We start from the raw sequence: 16,081 nt of genomic DNA, 5'->3' as shown, positions 1-16,081 counted from the left end.
TCGGACACGACACCGCGGATCCGGCGCATCACCCCCGCGAGACGACGGAGTCGACATGTACGCACCGGAGCGACACCAGGCGATCCTGGACCGCGCCCGCTCCGACGGGAGGGTGGAGGTGCGCGATCTCGCGCAGTCCCTCGCCGTCACCCCCGAGACCATCCGTCGCGACCTCACGAGCCTCGAGAAGCGCGGGCTCCTGCGCCGGGCGCACGGCGGCGCGATCCCCGTCGAACGGCTCGGCATCGAGCCAGAGGTCGCCGCGCGCGAGGGACACCTCGCCGCCGAGAAGGACCGCATCGCCACCGCAGCCCTCGCCGAGGTGCCCGACGGCGGATCGATCGCCATCGACGCCGGCACCACCACGGTGCGTCTGGCCGAACTGCTCCCCCTTGACCGCCGGCTGACGGTCGTCACCCACTCCCTCCCCGTCGCGATGGCGCTCGTCGGCCGGCCCACCATCGACCTCCACCTCCTCGGCGGGCACCTGCGCGGAGTGACGCAGGCCGCCGTCGGACCCTGGGCGGCTCAAGCAATCGCCTCGGTCTCGGTGGACGTCGCCTTCATCGGCACCAACGGCCTCAGCCGTGAGCGCGGGCTCACCACCCCCGATCTCGACGAGGCCGTCGTGAAGTCCGCGATCATCGCCTCCGCACGACGGGTCGTGGTGCTCGCCGACCACTCCAAGTTCGGCCGGCAGGACTTCGGGCACGTCGCCCCGCTGTCCGCGGTCGATACCGTCATCACCGACAGCGACGTCGACGACGAGCTCGCCGACGACATCGAGTCGGCCGGACCGGAGGTCGTGCGCGCATGATCGTCACCGTCACCGCCAACCCCAGCATCGACGTCACCCTTTCGACTAGCGGCTTCGCCGTCGGCGAGGTGAACCGGGCACACGACGTCCGTCGAGACCCCGCCGGCAAAGGCGTCAACGTCGCCCGTGCCCTTGCGCGCAACGGCGTGGAGGCGACCGCGGTCTACCCCGCCGACGCCTCCACGGGCCTCGACCTGTCGGCAATGCTCGAAGCGGCCGGAGTGCGGTCCGCGAGCGCGCCGATCGCCCGGCCGATCCGCACGAACATCACCGTCGTCGACGACCAGACCGGTCGCACCACCAAGATCAACGAGCCTGGCCCCGCCGTGACCGACGAGGAGGCGAAGGCCTTCTCGGAGCTCATCGGCGACCACGTCGCCTCCACCCCCCGCTGGCTGGTCGCCTGCGGCAGCGTCCCCCCGGGACTCGGCGGAGACTTCTACGCCTCCCTCGGGCAGCTCGCCCTGCGCTTCGGCGTCCCGCTCGCCGTCGACACCTCCGGAGCGCCGCTCGCCGCGATCATCGCGGCCGGCACCGCCACGCTGGTGAAGCCCAATCTCGAGGAGCTCGAAGAGCTCCTCGGCCGCTCCCTGCCGACGGTCGGAGACGCCGTCGCGGGAGCCCGTGAACTCCTGACGCTGCCCGACGCGCGAGCGCTCGTCAGCCTCGGAGAGCACGGCGCCCTCCTCGTCACGGCGCACGCGTCGTGGTGGGCGGGCGCCCCCGCCGTCGTGCCCCTCAGCACGGTCGGCGCCGGCGACAGCACGCTCGCCGGCTACCTCTCGGCCGTCGACGCCACGGAGGCGGAGCGCCTCGCGACCGCCGTCGCCTGGGGCACCGCCGCCGTCCAGCTCCCGGGCAGCGAAGCCCCGGGACCCGACTCCCTCCGCCTCGACGACGTCACCGTCGTCGAGGACCCCGATTCCCACCTCCCGATTGGAGAACTGAGCGCATGACTGCTCTCACCGAGGCGTCGACGGTCATCGTCGACCTCACCGCCGCCACGAAGGACGAGGCCACCGCGCAGCTCGCGAAGACGCTCGCCGACGCCGGCCGCGTCACCGACCTCGACGGCTTCCTCGCCGACGTCCGCGACCGCGAGTCGCAGATGGCCACCGGCATGCCGGGCCGCATCGGGATCCCCCACGCCCGCTCCGCGCACGTCGTCTCGCCGAGCGTCGCGGTCGGCATCGCCACACAGGGCGTCGACTTCGGCGCTCCCGACGGCCCGGCCGACCTGATCTTCCTGATCGCGGCCCCGGACGGCGCCGATCAGGCACACCTGAAGATCCTCGCTCAGCTCGCCCGCAAGCTGATCCACGAGTCCTTCACCGGATCCCTCCGCGCCGCCGCCAGCGGCCAGGAGGTCGCGGACATCATCGCCAGAGAGGTCGTCGTCTCGTGAAGATCGTCGCCGTCACCAGCTGCATCGCCGGCATCGCCCACACCTACATGGCGGCCGAGGCCCTCGAGCAGGCCGCGAAGAAGAAGGGGTACGACATCCAGGTCGAGACCCAGGGCGCCGCGGGCTCCGACCCGATGTCGGCGCAGACGATCGCCGACGCCGACGTCGTGATCCTCGCGGCCGACCTCGAAGTGCGCGGCAAGGAGCGCTTCGCCGGCAAGCCGACCCTCGAGGTCGGCACCTCGGAGGCGCTCGCCAAGGCCGCGGACGTCATCGACCGGGCCGCCGCGAAGGTGCAGGACACGCCCGTCGCCTCCGGCCCCCGGTTCGTCGCCGTCACCAGCTGCATCGCCGGCATCGCGCACACCTACATGGCGGCGGAGGCGCTCGAGCAGGCCGCGAAGAAGCGCGGCTACCCGATCCGCGTCGAGACACAGGGTGCCGCGGGCTCAGACGAGATGACCGCGGGCGACATCGCCGCCGCCGACGTCGTCATCCTCGCCGCCGACCTCGAGATCCGCGGCAAGGAGCGCTTCGCCGGCAAGCCGATCCTCCAGGTCGGCGTCGCGGAGGCGCTTTCGAAGCCCGACGAGGTGCTCGACCGTGCCCTCGCGCTGCGCGGCAGCGGCTCGACCCCCACCCGCTCGACCCCGGCCACGGCACCCGCCGCACCGAAGAAGGTCGGCGTCGGCACACGCATCCGTCAGAACCTGATGACGGGTGTGTCGTACATGATCCCGTTCGTCGCGGCGGGCGGACTGCTGATCGCGCTGTCGTTCCTCTTCGGCGGCTACCAAATCGTCAGCTACACGCCGAAGCAGATCATCGACAACGGCTTCAACGTGGCGAACATCACCGACTGGGCCGGCGTGATGTTCCTCATCGGAGGCGCGACCTTCGCGTTCCTCGTGCCGGTCCTCTCGGGCTTCATCGCCTTCGGCATCGCCGACCGCCCGGGCATCGCGCCCGGCTTCCTCGGCGGCGCCGTGGCGGTCACGGTCGGGGCAGGCTTCCTCGGCGGTCTCGCCTCGGGCTTCATCGCCGGTTACGCGGCACTGTGGATCTCGCGGATCTCGTTGCCCGCGGCCTTCAAGTCACTGATGCCCGTCGTCATCATCCCCCTGATCGCGACCTTCATCACCGGCTTCCTGATGTTCGTGGTGCTCGGGGCGCCGCTGCGCGCGCTCAGCGAAGGCCTCTCGTCGTGGCTCTCGGGTCTCTCGGGTGGCAACCTCATCATCCTGGGGGTCATTCTCGGCCTGATGATGGCGTTCGACATGGGCGGCCCGGTCAACAAAGTCGCCTACGCCTTCGCCACCACCGGTCTCGCATCGGTGCCCGCCGACGGCGACCCGAACTCGGTGCAGTTCAAGATCATGGCGATCGTGATGGCGGCCGGCATGACGCCTCCGCTGGGCCTCGCGCTGGCGACGTCGCTCCGCAAGCGCCTCTTCACCGACGCCGAGCGCCAGAACGGCAAAGCCGCCTACCTGCTGGGCGCGTCGTTCATCTCGGAGGGTGCCATCCCGTTCGCGGCGGTCGACCCGCTGCGCGTGATCCCCTCAGCCATGATCGGCTCCGCCGTGACCGGCGCGCTCGTCGCGCTCTTCGGCTCGACCCTGCGCGCCCCGCACGGCGGCATCTGGGTGACCGGTCTCGTGGGGCAGCCGCTGCTCTACCTGGTCGCGATCCTCGTCGGCATGGTGGTGACCGCCGTGTGCGTCATCATCGCGAAGAGCATCAAGCGCGCCCCGGTGCTCGCCGAGGTGCCTGAGCCCGCCGCGGCCCAGGCCGTCGCGGCCTGAGCGACTCCGACCGCCTCGAGCTGTCCCGCCGGCGGTGCCCGCCTCCCGTCGCCCTTCCCTCTCTGAGGAGGGCGACAGGAGGCGGGCCTCTGAGGAGGGCGACAGGAGGCGGGCACCGCCGGCGTCGTCGCGCGCAGCGTGCTGCCGGGCGAGCATGTCGGACCCTCTCCGTAGACTGGACGAGTGACCACTACGCCTCTCCGCCTCGCCACCGTCAACGTCAACGGCGTCCGCGCCGCCTACCGCAAGGGCATGGGCGAGTGGCTCGCCGCCCGCGACATCGACATCCTCGCGCTCCAAGAGGTGCGCGCCTCCACCGACGATGTGACGGGTCTGCTCGGCGACGAGTGGGACGTCCTGCACGACGAGGCGACCGCAAAGGGCAGGGCCGGAGTCGCGCTCGCCTCGCGCAAGAGCGCCACGATCCACCGTGTCGCGTTCGGGGCGGACGACTTCGACTCCGCGGGGCGCTGGCTCGAAGCCGACTACGAGGTCGGCGACCGGACTCTCACGGTCGTCTCCACGTACGTGCACTCGGGCGAGGTGGGCACCCCGAGGCAGGCCGACAAGTACAGGTTCCTCGAGGCGATGACCGAGCGCCTCCCGCAGCTGCGGGAGCACAACCCGCTCGCCGTCGTCGTGGGCGACCTCAACGTCGGCCACCGCACCCTCGACATCAAGAACTGGAAGGGCAACGTCAAGCGGGCCGGCTTCCTCCCCGAGGAGCGTGCGTACTTCGATCGCTTCCTGGGCGCGGAGGGCGACGAAGGCTACAACGCCGGCGCCGGGCTCGGCTGGGTGGACCTCGGCCGTCGCTTCGCCGGCGAGGTGCCTGGCCCCTACACGTGGTGGTCGCAGCGCGGTAAGGCGTTCGACACCGACACCGGCTGGCGCATCGACTACCAGCTCGCGACCCCAGAGCTCGCGGCCCTCGCCCGCTCCTACACCGTCGATCGTGCCGACGCCTGGGACGCCCGCTGGTCGGACCACGCTCCCGTGGTCGTCGACTACGAGATCTGACCCACCTCCCACCCCGCGATCCCACCCCCGAGGCACCACCATGACCCCCACCATCCCGGGCGCGAAGCCCGTCATCCTCTCCGGCATGCAGCCATCGTCAGGTTCGCTGCATCTCGGCAACTACATCGGCGCGCTCACCCAGTGGATCGCGATGCAGGACGACTTCGACGCCTACTTCTGCGTGGTCGACCTGCACGCGATCACGGTCCCGCAGGACCCGCAGGAGTTGCGCGAGCGCACCCGCGCCACCGCGGCCCAGTACATCGCCGCCGGCATCGACCCCGAGCGCTCGACGCTGTTCGTCCAGTCGCACGTGCCTGCGCACGCCGAGCTCGCCTGGGTGCTCACCACCCTGACGGGCTTCGGGGAGGCGAGCCGCATGACGCAGTTCAAGGACAAGTCGGCGAAGCAGGGCACGGAGGCGGCCTCGGTCGGCCTGTTCACCTACCCGATCCTGATGGCGGCCGACATCCTGCTCTACCAGGCCGACGCGGTGCCGGTCGGCGAGGACCAGCGTCAGCACCTCGAGCTCACCCGCGACCTCGCGACGCGGTTCAACTCGCGCTTCGGAGCGACCTTCACTGTTCCGGAGCCGCACATCGCGCGAGAGACGGCGAAGATCTTCGATCTGCAGAACCCGGGCGCCAAGATGTCGAAATCAGCGGAGTCGGACGCGGGCCTGCTCAGCATCCTCGATGATCCGACGGTCACCGCCAAGAAGATCATGCGGGCGGTCACAGACACCGAGTCGGAGGTGCGGTTCGACCGAGCGGCGAAACCCGGCGTGTCGAATCTGCTGACCCTCTACTCGGTGCTGGCCGACCGCTCGGTCGAGTCGATCGAGCACGAGTACGCGGGCCGCGGCTACGGCGACCTCAAGAAGGGCCTCGTCGAGGTCGTCGCAGCGACCTTCGACCCGATCCGCGCCCGTACCGCGGAGCTGCTCGCCGACCCGGCCGAGCTCGATCGGATACTCGCCCGCGCGGCAGACCGCGCTTCCGAGACCGCGGAGCGCACCCTCGCCGCGGTCTACGAGCGCATCGGTTTCCTCCGCCGCAGCCGCTGAGCCCGCCGTGCTGCGGCTCGCGCTCTTCGACCTCGACGACACCCTCTTCGCGCACGCCCGCGCCGTGCGCGAGGGCATCGTCGCGCACGCGGCCACGCTCGGGGAGGCGTACGCGGCCGATCCGCTCGAGGTCCAGCGCCGCTGGCACCTCCTCGAGGAGGAGCACTACCACCGCTACCTCGCGGGTGAGCTCGACTACGAGGGTCAGCGCCGCGCCCGCGCGAGCGCCTTCGCGGCCGGGGCCGGAATCGAGCTCTCCCCGGAGGAGGCGAGCGAGTGGTTCGCCGCGTACCTCGAGCATTACGTCGAGGCGTGGACGCTTCACGACGACGCCCTTCCCGCGCTCGACCGGTTCCGGGCGTCCGGCGTGCAGATCGGGATCATCACGAACGGCGAGCTCGATTTTCAGCTGGGCAAGATCGAGCGCGTCGGGCTTGCCGGGCGAGTCGAGCACGTCGTCGCCTCCGGAGACGTCGGTCTGACGAAGCCCGATCCGCGCATCTTCACGCTTGCATGCGAGCGATTCGGGGTCGCCGCCTCCGACGCGCTCTACGTCGGCGATCGGCTCGCCACGGATGCGATGGGCGCTGCGGCGGCCGGTCTGCGCGGCATCTGGCTCGACCGGGCAGGCGGGCCCGAGCACGGACGCGAGCTGCCCGCCGAGGCTCTCGCTCTCGGCGTCCGGCGCATCGCCTCCCTGGACGCCCTCCACCCCTGAGGCACAGCGCCCGTCTAAGGCACAGCGCCGGTCTGAGGCACAGCGCCCGTCGTGCCGAGCTGCTGCCGGGGTTCCGTGTCCGCTCGTCGAGGGAGCCCGAGTGCAGCGGGTTAGCGCCCGCGCAGCGCTGCGACGAGAGCGACGAGAGCGCACACCCCGCAGATCACGGCAGCCGTGACTCCGTAGCCGCTGACGCTGGGACCGGTGACAGACAGGACCCCGCCGAGGGCGATGAAGGCGGCAAGGAGGAGGTTCGCCCAGCGCCGCCGACGTCGCTCCGGCTCGATCTCGCCCGGTGCCGTCGGTCCGTTCTCGACGTCGATCATGCTCGCCGCTCTCCCTCCTGGACGCCACCCGGTGACGCCGCATCGAGAGCAGTCGCGACACGACTGCTCAGAAGCCGAGCCTTCATCCTTTCATACCCGTCTGGTCATCTGGGCGAGGTGGCGCTGAGCGGTGAGACGATGTCTCGCCGCAGCACGACCACCACGGCCAGAACGGCCGCCACGATCAGCCAGAGGACCCCGGCCGCGAGAGCTAGGCCGAGATCGGCGCTCCGGTCGCCGCCGTAGGCGACGGATGCGAGCCACGCTCCGAGAGGCGTGGCGAGGCGTGCGTCGGGTTGCCACTCCGACAGCGGAAGGGACGCGGCGAGGACGCCCGACACCGCGACGAGCGCAGGCACGTGCCGGCCGATCACGACGCCGACCGCGAGACCCCAGAGCGCAGCGCTGACGCCGACGAGGACGCCCGCCGGAAGGAGCTCAAGCACCCCGACGTCGCTTGCCGCGACCGCACGGAAGGCGAGCACCGCGGCCACGGAGGACACCGCGGCGAGCAGCGCGCCTCCGATCGCCGCCATCACGGCGCGGGCGCACAGGAGCGGAAGGCGCCCCACGAAGCCGAGCTGCCGGGCCAGCACGCCCCGTTCGAGATCGGAGGTGTATCGGAACGCGCCATACAGTCCGGCAACGACCGCGGCAGTGGTCAGCAGGGACGGCGCGAGGGCATCGAAGAGGGCCGACCGCGCCGAGGCAGGCGCCTCCCGCACATTCTCGGGCACCGCGAGCAGGATGCTCAGCCCAAGCACGAGGGCGACGAGCGCGAGGCCCGCGAGAGGTCGATCCGAGCGCAGACGCAGGGCCTCGGTGCGCAGCGCGCTCGCGATCACGCTTCCCTCCCTCGCATCGTCGCCCAGGCCGCAGCACCCGCGAGCAGGCACCAGGCCGCGGCGACTCCGGCAGCGGCGACGGGAGGGAGCAAGCCGAGTCCCTGAGGGGCCCCGAGCGCCGCGAGTGCACCGGAGGGCAGGAACCGCTCGATCTCGGGAGCGGAGGACAGGAGCGGGAGCTCGACCGCGAACGGGATCCCGAGGACGATCGCGCTGGCGACGTAGTAGTTGCGGGTGAGCCAGCCGATCATCGAACCGAGCACACCGCCCACCGTCGACGCCGCCGCCGAGCCGATCGCGACCGGCACGAGCTCGGCGCCGGGCGCGAACTCGACGCCGTTCGAGCCGAGGACGATCGCGGTCGGCCCCAGCCAGACGACCGAGGCGATCACGCCGAGGACGAAGGACACGAGCGCCGCCGCGACCGCTTTCGCGACGAGCAGCTCGCGTGTGCGCGTGAGCACCAGCGCGCGCCCGATAGAGCCGTCGTAGTACTCGCGGGTGACCCCGTAGCTCCCGAGGAACATCGCGGCAACGAAGGAGGCGGCGCACGCGGAGTAGACCGCGAGGGTCGGCGAGGACGCGGCCGAGCCTCCCGGCGCCACGATCAGCAGCATGAACGGCACGAGCACCGCATAGGCGGCCACCGCCCAGCCCGCCGAGCCGCTGACGGCGCGCAGCACCTCCGCCCGGATCGCGGCGCTCACCGCGCCTCCCCCGAGACCGCCGAGTCGACGAGGTCGAAGTAGCGCTCCTCGAGGGAGGCGTCGCTCGAGCCGAGCAGCTCGTCGAGCGGCCCAGAGTAGAGCAGGCGATGACGCAGCACCACGACCTCGTCGACGGTCTGCGCGAGCTCCGCGAGCTGATGACTGGACACCAGCACCGCTCCTCCCTCACGGGCGAAGGACTTCAGGAACCGTCGGAGCCAGCGGATGCCCTCGGGATCGAGGCCGTTCGCCGGCTCGTCGAGCACGAGGATCCGCGGTCGGCCGAGGAGCGCGGCGGCCAGGCCGAGCCGCTGCCGCATTCCCGTCGAGAAGTGCTTGACCCGCAGCGTGGCGTGCGCCGCGAGGTCCACCTCGTCGAGCACCTCCTGCACACGGGAGCCGGGAGCGCCCGCGGCGAGGGCGCAGATCTGGAGGTGTCGCCGCGCGGTTATCCTCCCTTCGAAGCCGAAGCCGTCCATGTGGACGCCGACGACCGACGCCGGGTTCTCGAGATCCTGGAACCGCCTTCCCTCGACCAGCACCGCCCCACTGCTCGGTCGCAGCAGGCCCACGAGGCCCTTGAGGGCCGTGCTCTTGCCTGCTCCGTTGGGTCCGAGGAGTCCGACGATGGTTCCCGGCTGCACCGCGAAATCCAGACCGGACACCACCTCCCGGCCTCGATAGGCCTTGGTGAAGTGGTCGAAGCGGATGGCATGGGTCATGGCTGTCTACCTGCTCTCGTCACGGTCGTCGGGGTGGGTCACGATGGTCTGAGGAGTCGCGTCCGGGACGGGCACGAGCGCGCCGAAGACGGTGAACGCGGGCGCGAGGACGGTCTCGAGGAGGGAGCGGTCCCCGCCGAGTCGCACGAGCGCCGCGCCTGCGCTCGGGGTGGGAGGCGCGACGCTCGCCTCGAGTGCACGCCCGGACGCCGGAATGAGCGTGGGGTCGCGCACCGGCGAGAGGCTCTCGAGCGGCACCAGCGCGGGAGCCTGCGATCCGGCCGGCCCGACGACTCCCCGGCCGATGTCGCGATGGTGTAGCAGGCCCTGGGTCTGGAGCAGCACCTCCGCGCCGGCCGGGAGTCGGGCGAGGGACGCGGCGTCGGTGCTGACCAGGCGTGTGCCCTCGGGGGTCGCGAACCAGCCGACGGCCGCGGTGCGCGGCACGGGCACGAGCAGACCGAGCGCGACCGCGAGCGCGACGGCCGTGCCGAGCAGCGCCCAGCGACGGCCCCTCGCGCCAGGTCGGCGAAGCCACCTCCGACAGCCGCGGATGAGCACGACGAGCACGAGCGCGTCGAGCGCCACCAGCACGAGAGCCCCGACGACTCCGGTCGTGTCGGTCCAGCGTCTCACCCTGTCCAGCGCGGCCAGCACGAGGAGCGCGGGCGTGATCAGGCTGCCCACTCCGAGGAGCAGGAGCCACGCTCGGCGGTCTCCTCTCGCTCCTCCCAACACGGCGTCGAGCGCCTCGAATGATCGTTCCCGGAGACGGGGAGTGTCGGTCGCGGCCACGAGCGCGAAGTAGCCGTCGAAGCGGACGAACGGGAGCAGGTTGAACAGTGCGATGCCCGTCGCGGCGGCCGTGAACGTGAGCGCCGCGTCCCGCACCTCGCCCGGCGCGACGACAAGGGCGACGACCGCCGACGCCGACGCGAGGACCACGTGCACGGCAGGTCCCGCCAGGGCGACGGCGGCGCGGCGGCCTCGACTCGCGATCCGCCAGTTGTCGGTGACGTCGACGAAGAAGGCCGGGGTGAGGTAGAAGACCATGAAACCGGCGCGACGGGCGATACCTCCCGCGAGATGCAGCGTCACCCCGTGCGCGAGCTCATGGATGGCCGTCGCGAGCACGAGCGCGACCGCGACCGCCGCGAGCGAGGGCACCGTCACTGGGCGATCGACGACATCGGCGAGTCCCGGCGCTTGGAGCGCCGCCGCGACGATTCCCGCGACGACCAGCGCGACCGGCGCCACCACGGCCACCCGGCGCGCGCCGCGACGCCGGAGAGCGCGTCGGAGGAGCGTCGCGATCGCGGCGAACGCGGGCGTCAGACGGCCGGTCGCGAATTGCACCGTCATCGGCGGAGTGACCCTGACGGGGCAGCGACGCGAGCGCTCCCTGCCCCCCGCGAGGAGACCCGCGCCTCGCACCCGCGCGAGGAGGGCGTCGAGTTCCTCCGGGCGCGCCTCGCTGAGACGCCGCACCTCGGCGATCGGGCGCGTGCCGTCGAGGAGCCGGAGCACCTCCGCGGTCGCTGTCGGGACGCGCGCAACGGGAACGTCGTCGAGCGTCACGAGCCAGCTGGCCCCCGTCTGCGGCGAGGGCGCGACCAGCCGGACGGAATCGCGCAGTCGCGGTCGCTCCTCCGCGGCGCTGCTGGGGAGAGGCTCAGACGAGCGGATGCGGGACATCGAACACCTCCCCCGCGGCGAGAGCACTGGGACAGCGCGTGCGGATCTCGGCCGAGTCCAGACGAGCGGCGCGCCAGGTCGTGGACCGCGTCTCGTCGATCCGCAACGGCTGGAGCGCAGGAGCGACCGCCTTCACCGCATGCCATCCGAGCTCTCGAGCGGGCGCCGGGAGGCGGCACGTCAGGTCGACGACGCGCACCGGGGTCCCTCGCCGCGCGAGCAGATCCCCGAGCTCGGCCGGATCGGCCGCAGGCGGAGGCGGCCCGTCGACGGGAGGGCGGAAGGAGTCGACCCACGTTCGCAGGGCGGGAACGCCCGCATCAGAGGCCCAGAATCGCGCGCGGTCCTCCTCCGTGCGAATCTCGGGCGGGGCGTCGGCGCGGCCGGCCGCGCGGAGGGACCGGGCGAGGTGGAGCGCCTGCATCGCTTCCTGCGCCGCTCCGAGCACGGCGCTGCCGCGATCGCACGAGGCCTTCGCGCCCACGGCGACGGCGCCCGTCGGCCCTTCGAGGGCGACTGCGACGACGACCGTGACACCCGGGACCTCGCACGCCAGGTCGGCGGTGACGAGCGAGCCGCCCGCCGCCTCCATCGCCCCGGCGAGTCGGTGCACGGCCCGCGCCACGGCGGGACACGGGGAGGGATCGATGCGGGCGAGCGCAAGCTGCCTCCCCCACGCGACGAGGAGCGCATCGCGCTCGACGAGTTCGAGCACGGCCGCGTGCGCCGCCTCCGCGTGCGAGCCGCCCGCCGCGGCTCCCGACGGCGTGGCCTCGCCCGCGACGTCGAGCGGGCGCTCGGCGTCGTAGAGCAGCTCGAGCCCGGACGTCGCGCGTGGCGCGCCCGTCTCATCCGGTCGTGGCAGGAGCGCGAAGCGTTCGACGGCCTCGCCTGCGGCGCGACGCATCGCGCCCCGCCGGGTGAGGTCGGAGGCGCCCACGAGCCCGAGCGAACCCGCCACGGTGGGCGCCGTCGGGCGCTTCAGCTGCACGACGACCTGCCAGAGCGGAGTCTCGGACCGTGGCGGCAGGACGCTGACCGCCTCGGCGATGCCCGTCAGCGGGTCGAGGGTCCTCACCGAGTCGGGCATGCGGCTTCCACGAGGACGACACCGGTGCTTCTCCCTCCGCCGAGACGCACGGGCGTCACGCCGACGATCTCGAAGCGGTGGGCGAGGAGCTCGGCGACGAGCGCCGGCCGGTCGAGGCGGGTCACGGAGCTGACGAGCACCGTCACGGCACCGTCGGCGTCGGCGGGGAGCACGATGTTGACGAGGCGCCGGTCTCCGCGGATCTCGGACGAGAGCACGGCACCGTCCGGCTCGTCGGGGATCGTCTGCGGAGATCGCGCGTCCTCCTCCGCGACCGAGAGGAGGAAGCGCGCGCCGGGCGCCGCACTTCGCGCGACGGCCTCGTACAGCGCCTCGCGCCCCTGCTGGTCGAGGAGGGTGATGGAGGTCGCTCCGAGCACGACGAGACCGAAGGCCTCTCCCTCCACGGGGGTCGTCATGTCGGCGAGCACGGTCCGGAGACGGCCCGCCAGCCGAGCCGGCACCGCGCGGCGAAGCTGCGCGAGCATCGTCGCCGAGGAGTCGACGGCGACAACCGGTCGGCCGAGCGCGAGGAGGGGAACCGTCAGGCGGCCCGCCCCGGCCGCGAGCTCGAGGATCCGCCCCGACACCCGACGCGCGATCGCGATGATCTCGCGAACCTCGGAGCGGTCGCCTGCGGTCAGGGCGGCATACGCCTCCGAGCCGCGCGGGCCGTACAGCGGCTCGAGGCGCACGCGGTCGACGCGACGAGAGCGCAGGAGGGCGTGGGAACGCTGCGTCAGCTCGACGGTCGGCACGCCGACGACCGGAACCGGCGGCGAAGCGGAGTCGGTCACGAGGTTCCTTTCTGGGCGAGACGGGGAAGGAGGATCGCGGAGGAGGCCCGATCGGGGCCGAGCGGGTCACAGCCCGCTCGACCCCGACGAGGCGGATCGTCAGGTCGCGGCGATCGCGGCGAGTCCGCCGGCGACGGCGATCACGTATCCCGCGGTCTGCCACCACTCCAGTGGTGCGGCGAGCGCGTCGAGTTCGTCGAAGGCGAGTGCTGTCTTGTCCATGTCACCTCCCTCTGCCTGGTCGAGCGGAGCCTGTGCCCTCTGGCCGGCCCCGCCTCACGGCCATGCGGTCGAGCCGCCGGTCAGGTCGCGCTGAGCGCGATGAGGCCGAGGCCGACGCCGATCGAGAAGCCGTGGAACCAGTCCAGGCCGTCGTCCGGAGCGTCCATCGCCTCGAGCCTCTCGAAGGCGAGGCCGGTGTCGTTCGTCATGCTGTTCTCCTTCATCCGTGACTGCGGTGTGGTCGTGTGTGCGGGTCGGGTCAGGTCGCGACGATCGCCACGATGCCCAGGACGCCGACTCCGGCGACCATCCCTTGCCAGTAGGAGTCCTCCGACGGCGCATCGAGAGGGTCGAGCTCGACGAAAGCGAGCGCGGCGCCGGAGCTCACGCGGTTCGTGTCCATGTGTTCACCTCCTCCGCTGTCTGCTCGGTCGACGCGACGGGTGCCGCGCCGTGGCCTGATGGCGGCTGGCGTGTGCCGACGACGGCAGCGGTGAGCTCCGTGTCCCACCCCGCGAGCGCCGCGCCCGTCCCCGTCCAGACATGGCGAGTCGCCGCAGCGGCGCGCTCGAGCGTCGACGCGTCGAGCGCGGGAGGGGAGGGGATGCCCCAGCGCGCGGCGAGCGTGAGTACGTCTCGATCGGGACGGGTGGCGGCGTCGGGGCGAACGCCGCGCCAGAATCGCCGGAGCGCCTCCGCCGACCCGAGGCGCGCGTCGCCCCCCAGGAGGAGTCGCCAGAGGCGGGGCAGCACGAAGAGCGTCGCCGCCATCTTGCCGATCGACGCCGCGTGGGCAAGCTCATTGGCGGGGTACCAGTGCCGGGCGGCGAAGGCGTCGGCCGGATGCGCGCTCCACGAATACCGCGTCTCGGCGCTCACGAGCGCGAGCGTTCCTCGCGCCTCGCCCGCTCCGTCGAGCAGCGCTGCGTCGCCCGCGGCCACGATCCTCCGGCCCAGGTCGACGGCGCGGTCGACGGCGAACGGGCTGAGCGAGCCCGAGGCGGCGGTGCCTGCGACGCGCAGCAGCGCCTCGAGCGCTCCCTCCCCCACCGCGCGCGCCGACAGCGAATCGAGGTGCTCCGGGTCGACCACCGCGGTATGGGGGCGGAGGTCGTCTCCGACCACGAGCCGGTGCCCGCCCCGAGCCGTGACGCATGCGACCGGGCTGACTTCGGAGGCGGTCCCGATCGTGGTCGGAACGGCGACGACCCGTGGCGCGGCCTCGCGAAGGGGGCGCCGCGTCAGCACGAGACCACCCTCGAGTCGCCGACTGAAGCCTCGCCACCGTTCGGGAGGCACGGCGACCGCGAGCTTGACCAGGTCGAGGATCGAGCCGCCTCCGAGCGCGACCACGACCTCCGGACGCTGCCCGTCGATCCGATCGACCAGGCGCTCGAGGACCGACAGCTCGGCCCGCGCCTCCAGCGCCACCGCACCCCCGACAGGGTCGACACGCCCCACCAGGCGCTCGTCGACGACGACGAGGCTGCGGTCGCCCCGCGGCAGCTCGGCGAGCACGCCCGCCGTGATGCCGCGACCCGCGATGATCCGCGTCGGGCACCAGAGCGCCGCCGCGCTCACGGAGCGCCTCCGTCGAGCACCCGCTCGGGGCGGTCGAAGGCCGTCAGTAGGGTGCTCTCGAGTTCGCCGATGTTCTCGTCGTCGAACACGAACGCCGGCACGAGCTGGATCGCCGACGGGCCGGGATGCACGAGGACTCCGGCCTCGCGGACGCTCGTCACGAGAGCGGTCACCTCGCTCCCCGACAACGCCGACCCGTCGGCATGACGCAGGTGCACGCCGCGGAAGCACCCCGCACCGGTGACCTCGGTGACGAGCGGCGAACGGAGGAGGCGGTCGGCGAGGCGATCGAGCTGATCGCCCACGCCCGCGGCGAGGAGGCCGGCCTCCCGTCGCTCGAACTCGGCCAGTGTCGCGAGGATCGCCGCGCAAGTGGACGGTGTCCCCGCCTGCGTCTCGCCGTGCACGAAGACGGCTTCCGAGCGATCGGCGACCGACACGATCGACTCCCCGACGAGCAGCACCGCGGCGGCGCAGCTGCCGTGGGTGAGCGCCTTCGAGAGCACGAGCACATCGGGCGCGGGCGACCACCTCTCGGAGGCGAACAGCGGCCCCGTGCGGTGGAACCCCGTCGCGACCTCGTCGGCGACGAGGAGAAAGCCGTACTGCTCGCGTAGCTCCTGCACACGACGGAGGAACTCGTCAGGGACGACTCGGCACCCCGATCCGAGGACGGGCTCGAGCACGAGGGCGCCGACCCGGCTGCCCTCCCGTCGCAGGAGCGCCTCGAGGCGCTCCCCGCCGTCGTCGAACGGGACGTGACGCACACTCCGACGGTCGAGGGCGTAGACGTCGTGCAGCAGGGCGTCGCCGCTCAGGGCATGGCTGCCGTGGGTGAGCCCGTGGTAGCTGCCCTCGAGCCCGATCACGAGACGCCGCTGGGGGGCTTCGCGGAGGTGCCAGTAGTGACGGACGAGCTTCATCGCGGCATCGTTCGCCGCACCTCCCGAGGTCGAGAAGACCACTCGCCGGTAGCGACCTCCCGCGAGCGCGAGGAGGGCCGAGGCCGCCGACTCTGCGCCGACGTGGCTCGACCGGAAGACGGGCAGGTAGGAGGAGTCGTGGAGCGCACGAGCTACCGCGTCGGCGATGACGGGATTGCCGTACCCGAGCGGCACGTTCCAGAGACCGCTGTCGGCGCAGAGGTAGCGGCGGCCGTCGGCGCCGGTGACACGCACGCCGCGCGCGGAAGCCGCCCGGAACACCGTGCTCCCGGCCGGTGCCAGGGCCGTCCACACCGAGTGTCCGCGCGCGGATGAGGGCAC

19 protein-coding genes are annotated in these 16,081 nt (G+C 72.4%); 7 read left to right on the top strand and 12 right to left on the bottom strand.

The window, feature by feature from the left end; genetic code table 11:
• The first annotated feature begins 55 nt into the window (after positions 1-55).
• The 7 genes from ITJ45_RS04765 (at position 56) to ITJ45_RS04730 (ending at position 6,831) form a co-directional block, all read left to right on the top strand.
• Positions 56-817, top strand: coding sequence for a DeoR/GlpR family DNA-binding transcription regulator (locus ITJ45_RS04765; RefSeq protein WP_194607638.1), 762 nt, complete (start codon positions 56-58; stop codon positions 815-817).
• Complete coding sequence (locus ITJ45_RS04760) at positions 814-1,773, top strand: 1-phosphofructokinase family hexose kinase (RefSeq protein WP_194607637.1); 960 nt, start codon at positions 814-816, stop codon at positions 1,771-1,773. Before ITJ45_RS04765 ends, ITJ45_RS04760 begins: the two co-directional genes overlap by 4 nt.
• On the top strand, positions 1,770-2,222 hold the full coding sequence (locus ITJ45_RS04755) for a PTS sugar transporter subunit IIA (protein ID WP_194607636.1): 453 nt from the start codon (positions 1,770-1,772) through the stop codon (positions 2,220-2,222). The genes ITJ45_RS04760 and ITJ45_RS04755 overlap by 4 nt, the downstream gene beginning before the upstream one ends.
• On the top strand, positions 2,219-4,027 hold the full coding sequence (locus ITJ45_RS04745; protein ID WP_323742859.1) for a PTS fructose-like transporter subunit IIB: 1,809 nt from the start codon (positions 2,219-2,221) through the stop codon (positions 4,025-4,027). The genes ITJ45_RS04755 and ITJ45_RS04745 overlap by 4 nt, the downstream gene beginning before the upstream one ends.
• 183 nt (positions 4,028-4,210) lie before the next feature.
• Positions 4,211-5,047 carry an exodeoxyribonuclease III gene (locus tag ITJ45_RS04740; protein WP_194607635.1) on the top strand — a complete coding sequence of 279 codons (837 nt, stop codon included), beginning with the start codon at positions 4,211-4,213 and terminating at the stop codon, positions 5,045-5,047.
• A gap of 40 nt (positions 5,048-5,087) precedes the next feature.
• Entirely contained in the window at positions 5,088-6,113 is a 1,026-nt protein-coding gene (gene trpS, locus ITJ45_RS04735; RefSeq protein WP_194607634.1) for a tryptophan--tRNA ligase, read from the top strand.
• Positions 6,114-6,120: 7 nt separating this feature from the next.
• Positions 6,121-6,831: an HAD family hydrolase gene (locus ITJ45_RS04730; RefSeq protein ID WP_194607633.1), complete on the top strand. Its 711-nt coding sequence runs from the start codon at positions 6,121-6,123 to the stop codon at positions 6,829-6,831.
• Between the two features lie 110 nt (positions 6,832-6,941).
• On the opposite strand, the gene ITJ45_RS04725 is transcribed toward ITJ45_RS04730, so the two are convergent.
• From ITJ45_RS04725 to mpaD, 12 genes are all read right to left on the bottom strand, one after another.
• Positions 6,942-7,157, bottom strand: a complete 216-nt coding sequence (locus tag ITJ45_RS04725) for a hypothetical protein (protein ID WP_194607632.1) — start codon at positions 7,155-7,157, stop codon at positions 6,942-6,944.
• Between the two features lie 104 nt (positions 7,158-7,261).
• On the bottom strand, positions 7,262-8,002 hold the full coding sequence (locus tag ITJ45_RS04720; RefSeq protein WP_194607631.1) for a hypothetical protein: 741 nt from the start codon (positions 8,000-8,002) through the stop codon (positions 7,262-7,264).
• Positions 7,999-8,709 (bottom strand): hypothetical protein, encoded by a 711-nt coding sequence (locus ITJ45_RS04715; RefSeq protein ID WP_194607630.1) that lies wholly within the window; start codon positions 8,707-8,709, stop codon positions 7,999-8,001. Before ITJ45_RS04715 ends, ITJ45_RS04720 begins: the two co-directional genes overlap by 4 nt.
• Positions 8,706-9,431, bottom strand: a complete 726-nt coding sequence (locus ITJ45_RS04710; protein WP_194607629.1) for an ABC transporter ATP-binding protein — start codon at positions 9,429-9,431, stop codon at positions 8,706-8,708. Before ITJ45_RS04710 ends, ITJ45_RS04715 begins: the two co-directional genes overlap by 4 nt.
• A gap of 6 nt (positions 9,432-9,437) precedes the next feature.
• Positions 9,438-11,126 (bottom strand): hypothetical protein, encoded by a 1,689-nt coding sequence (locus ITJ45_RS04705; protein WP_194607628.1) that lies wholly within the window; start codon positions 11,124-11,126, stop codon positions 9,438-9,440.
• Complete coding sequence (locus ITJ45_RS04700) at positions 11,104-12,216, bottom strand: YcaO-like family protein (RefSeq protein WP_194607627.1); 1,113 nt, start codon at positions 12,214-12,216, stop codon at positions 11,104-11,106. The genes ITJ45_RS04705 and ITJ45_RS04700 overlap by 23 nt, the downstream gene beginning before the upstream one ends.
• Positions 12,201-13,013 carry a daptide-type RiPP biosynthesis methyltransferase gene (mpaM, locus tag ITJ45_RS04695; protein WP_323742858.1) on the bottom strand — a complete coding sequence of 271 codons (813 nt, stop codon included), beginning with the start codon at positions 13,011-13,013 and terminating at the stop codon, positions 12,201-12,203. Before mpaM ends, ITJ45_RS04700 begins: the two co-directional genes overlap by 16 nt.
• Before the next feature lie 99 nt (positions 13,014-13,112).
• Positions 13,113-13,235 carry an MpaA3 family daptide-type RiPP gene (gene mpaA3, locus ITJ45_RS14170; RefSeq protein WP_267238134.1) on the bottom strand — a complete coding sequence of 41 codons (123 nt, stop codon included), beginning with the start codon at positions 13,233-13,235 and terminating at the stop codon, positions 13,113-13,115.
• Positions 13,236-13,315: 80 nt separating this feature from the next.
• Positions 13,316-13,444, bottom strand: coding sequence for an MpaA2 family daptide-type RiPP (gene mpaA2 / locus ITJ45_RS14165; RefSeq protein WP_267238133.1), 129 nt, complete (start codon positions 13,442-13,444; stop codon positions 13,316-13,318).
• A gap of 50 nt (positions 13,445-13,494) precedes the next feature.
• The gene (gene mpaA1 / locus ITJ45_RS04690; RefSeq protein WP_194607626.1) at positions 13,495-13,638 is read right to left on the bottom strand and encodes an MpaA1 family daptide-type RiPP; all 144 of its coding nucleotides are present in this window, start codon (positions 13,636-13,638) and stop codon (positions 13,495-13,497) included.
• The gene (locus ITJ45_RS04685; protein WP_194607625.1) at positions 13,620-14,816 is read right to left on the bottom strand and encodes an iron-containing alcohol dehydrogenase; all 1,197 of its coding nucleotides are present in this window, start codon (positions 14,814-14,816) and stop codon (positions 13,620-13,622) included. Before ITJ45_RS04685 ends, mpaA1 begins: the two co-directional genes overlap by 19 nt.
• Positions 14,813-16,081: a daptide-type RiPP biosynthesis aminotransferase gene (mpaD, locus tag ITJ45_RS04680; protein ID WP_323742857.1), complete on the bottom strand. Its 1,269-nt coding sequence runs from the start codon at positions 16,079-16,081 to the stop codon at positions 14,813-14,815. Before mpaD ends, ITJ45_RS04685 begins: the two co-directional genes overlap by 4 nt.

Source organism: Rathayibacter sp. VKM Ac-2879 (assembly GCF_015351245.1).
Taxonomy (GTDB): domain Bacteria; phylum Actinomycetota; class Actinomycetes; order Actinomycetales; family Microbacteriaceae; genus Rathayibacter.
The sequence above is the reverse complement of the archived record's forward strand: the minus strand, read 5'-3'. Positions and strand labels throughout refer to the sequence as shown.

What these genes read in the sequence shown, in the direction of transcription:
- ITJ45_RS04765 (WP_194607638.1), top strand. Translation starts at nt 56, where the DNA reads ATGTACGCACCGGAGCGACACCAGGCGATCCTGGACCGCGCCCGCTCC.
- ITJ45_RS04760 (WP_194607637.1), top strand. Translation starts at nt 814, where the DNA reads ATGATCGTCACCGTCACCGCCAACCCCAGCATCGACGTCACCCTTTCG.
- ITJ45_RS04755 (WP_194607636.1), top strand. Translation starts at nt 1,770, where the DNA reads ATGACTGCTCTCACCGAGGCGTCGACGGTCATCGTCGACCTCACCGCC.
- trpS (WP_194607634.1), top strand. Translation starts at nt 5,088, where the DNA reads ATGACCCCCACCATCCCGGGCGCGAAGCCCGTCATCCTCTCCGGCATG.
- ITJ45_RS04725 (WP_194607632.1), bottom strand. Translation starts at nt 7,157, where the DNA reads ATGATCGACGTCGAGAACGGACCGACGGCACCGGGCGAGATCGAGCCG.
- ITJ45_RS04710 (WP_194607629.1), bottom strand. Translation starts at nt 9,431, where the DNA reads ATGACCCATGCCATCCGCTTCGACCACTTCACCAAGGCCTATCGAGGC.
- ITJ45_RS04705 (WP_194607628.1), bottom strand. Translation starts at nt 11,126, where the DNA reads ATGTCCCGCATCCGCTCGTCTGAGCCTCTCCCCAGCAGCGCCGCGGAG.
- ITJ45_RS04700 (WP_194607627.1), bottom strand. Translation starts at nt 12,216, where the DNA reads ATGCCCGACTCGGTGAGGACCCTCGACCCGCTGACGGGCATCGCCGAG.
- mpaA3 (WP_267238134.1), bottom strand. Translation starts at nt 13,235, where the DNA reads ATGGACAAGACAGCACTCGCCTTCGACGAACTCGACGCGCTCGCCGCA.
- mpaA2 (WP_267238133.1), bottom strand. Translation starts at nt 13,444, where the DNA reads ATGACGAACGACACCGGCCTCGCCTTCGAGAGGCTCGAGGCGATGGAC.
- mpaA1 (WP_194607626.1), bottom strand. Translation starts at nt 13,638, where the DNA reads ATGGACACGAACCGCGTGAGCTCCGGCGCCGCGCTCGCTTTCGTCGAG.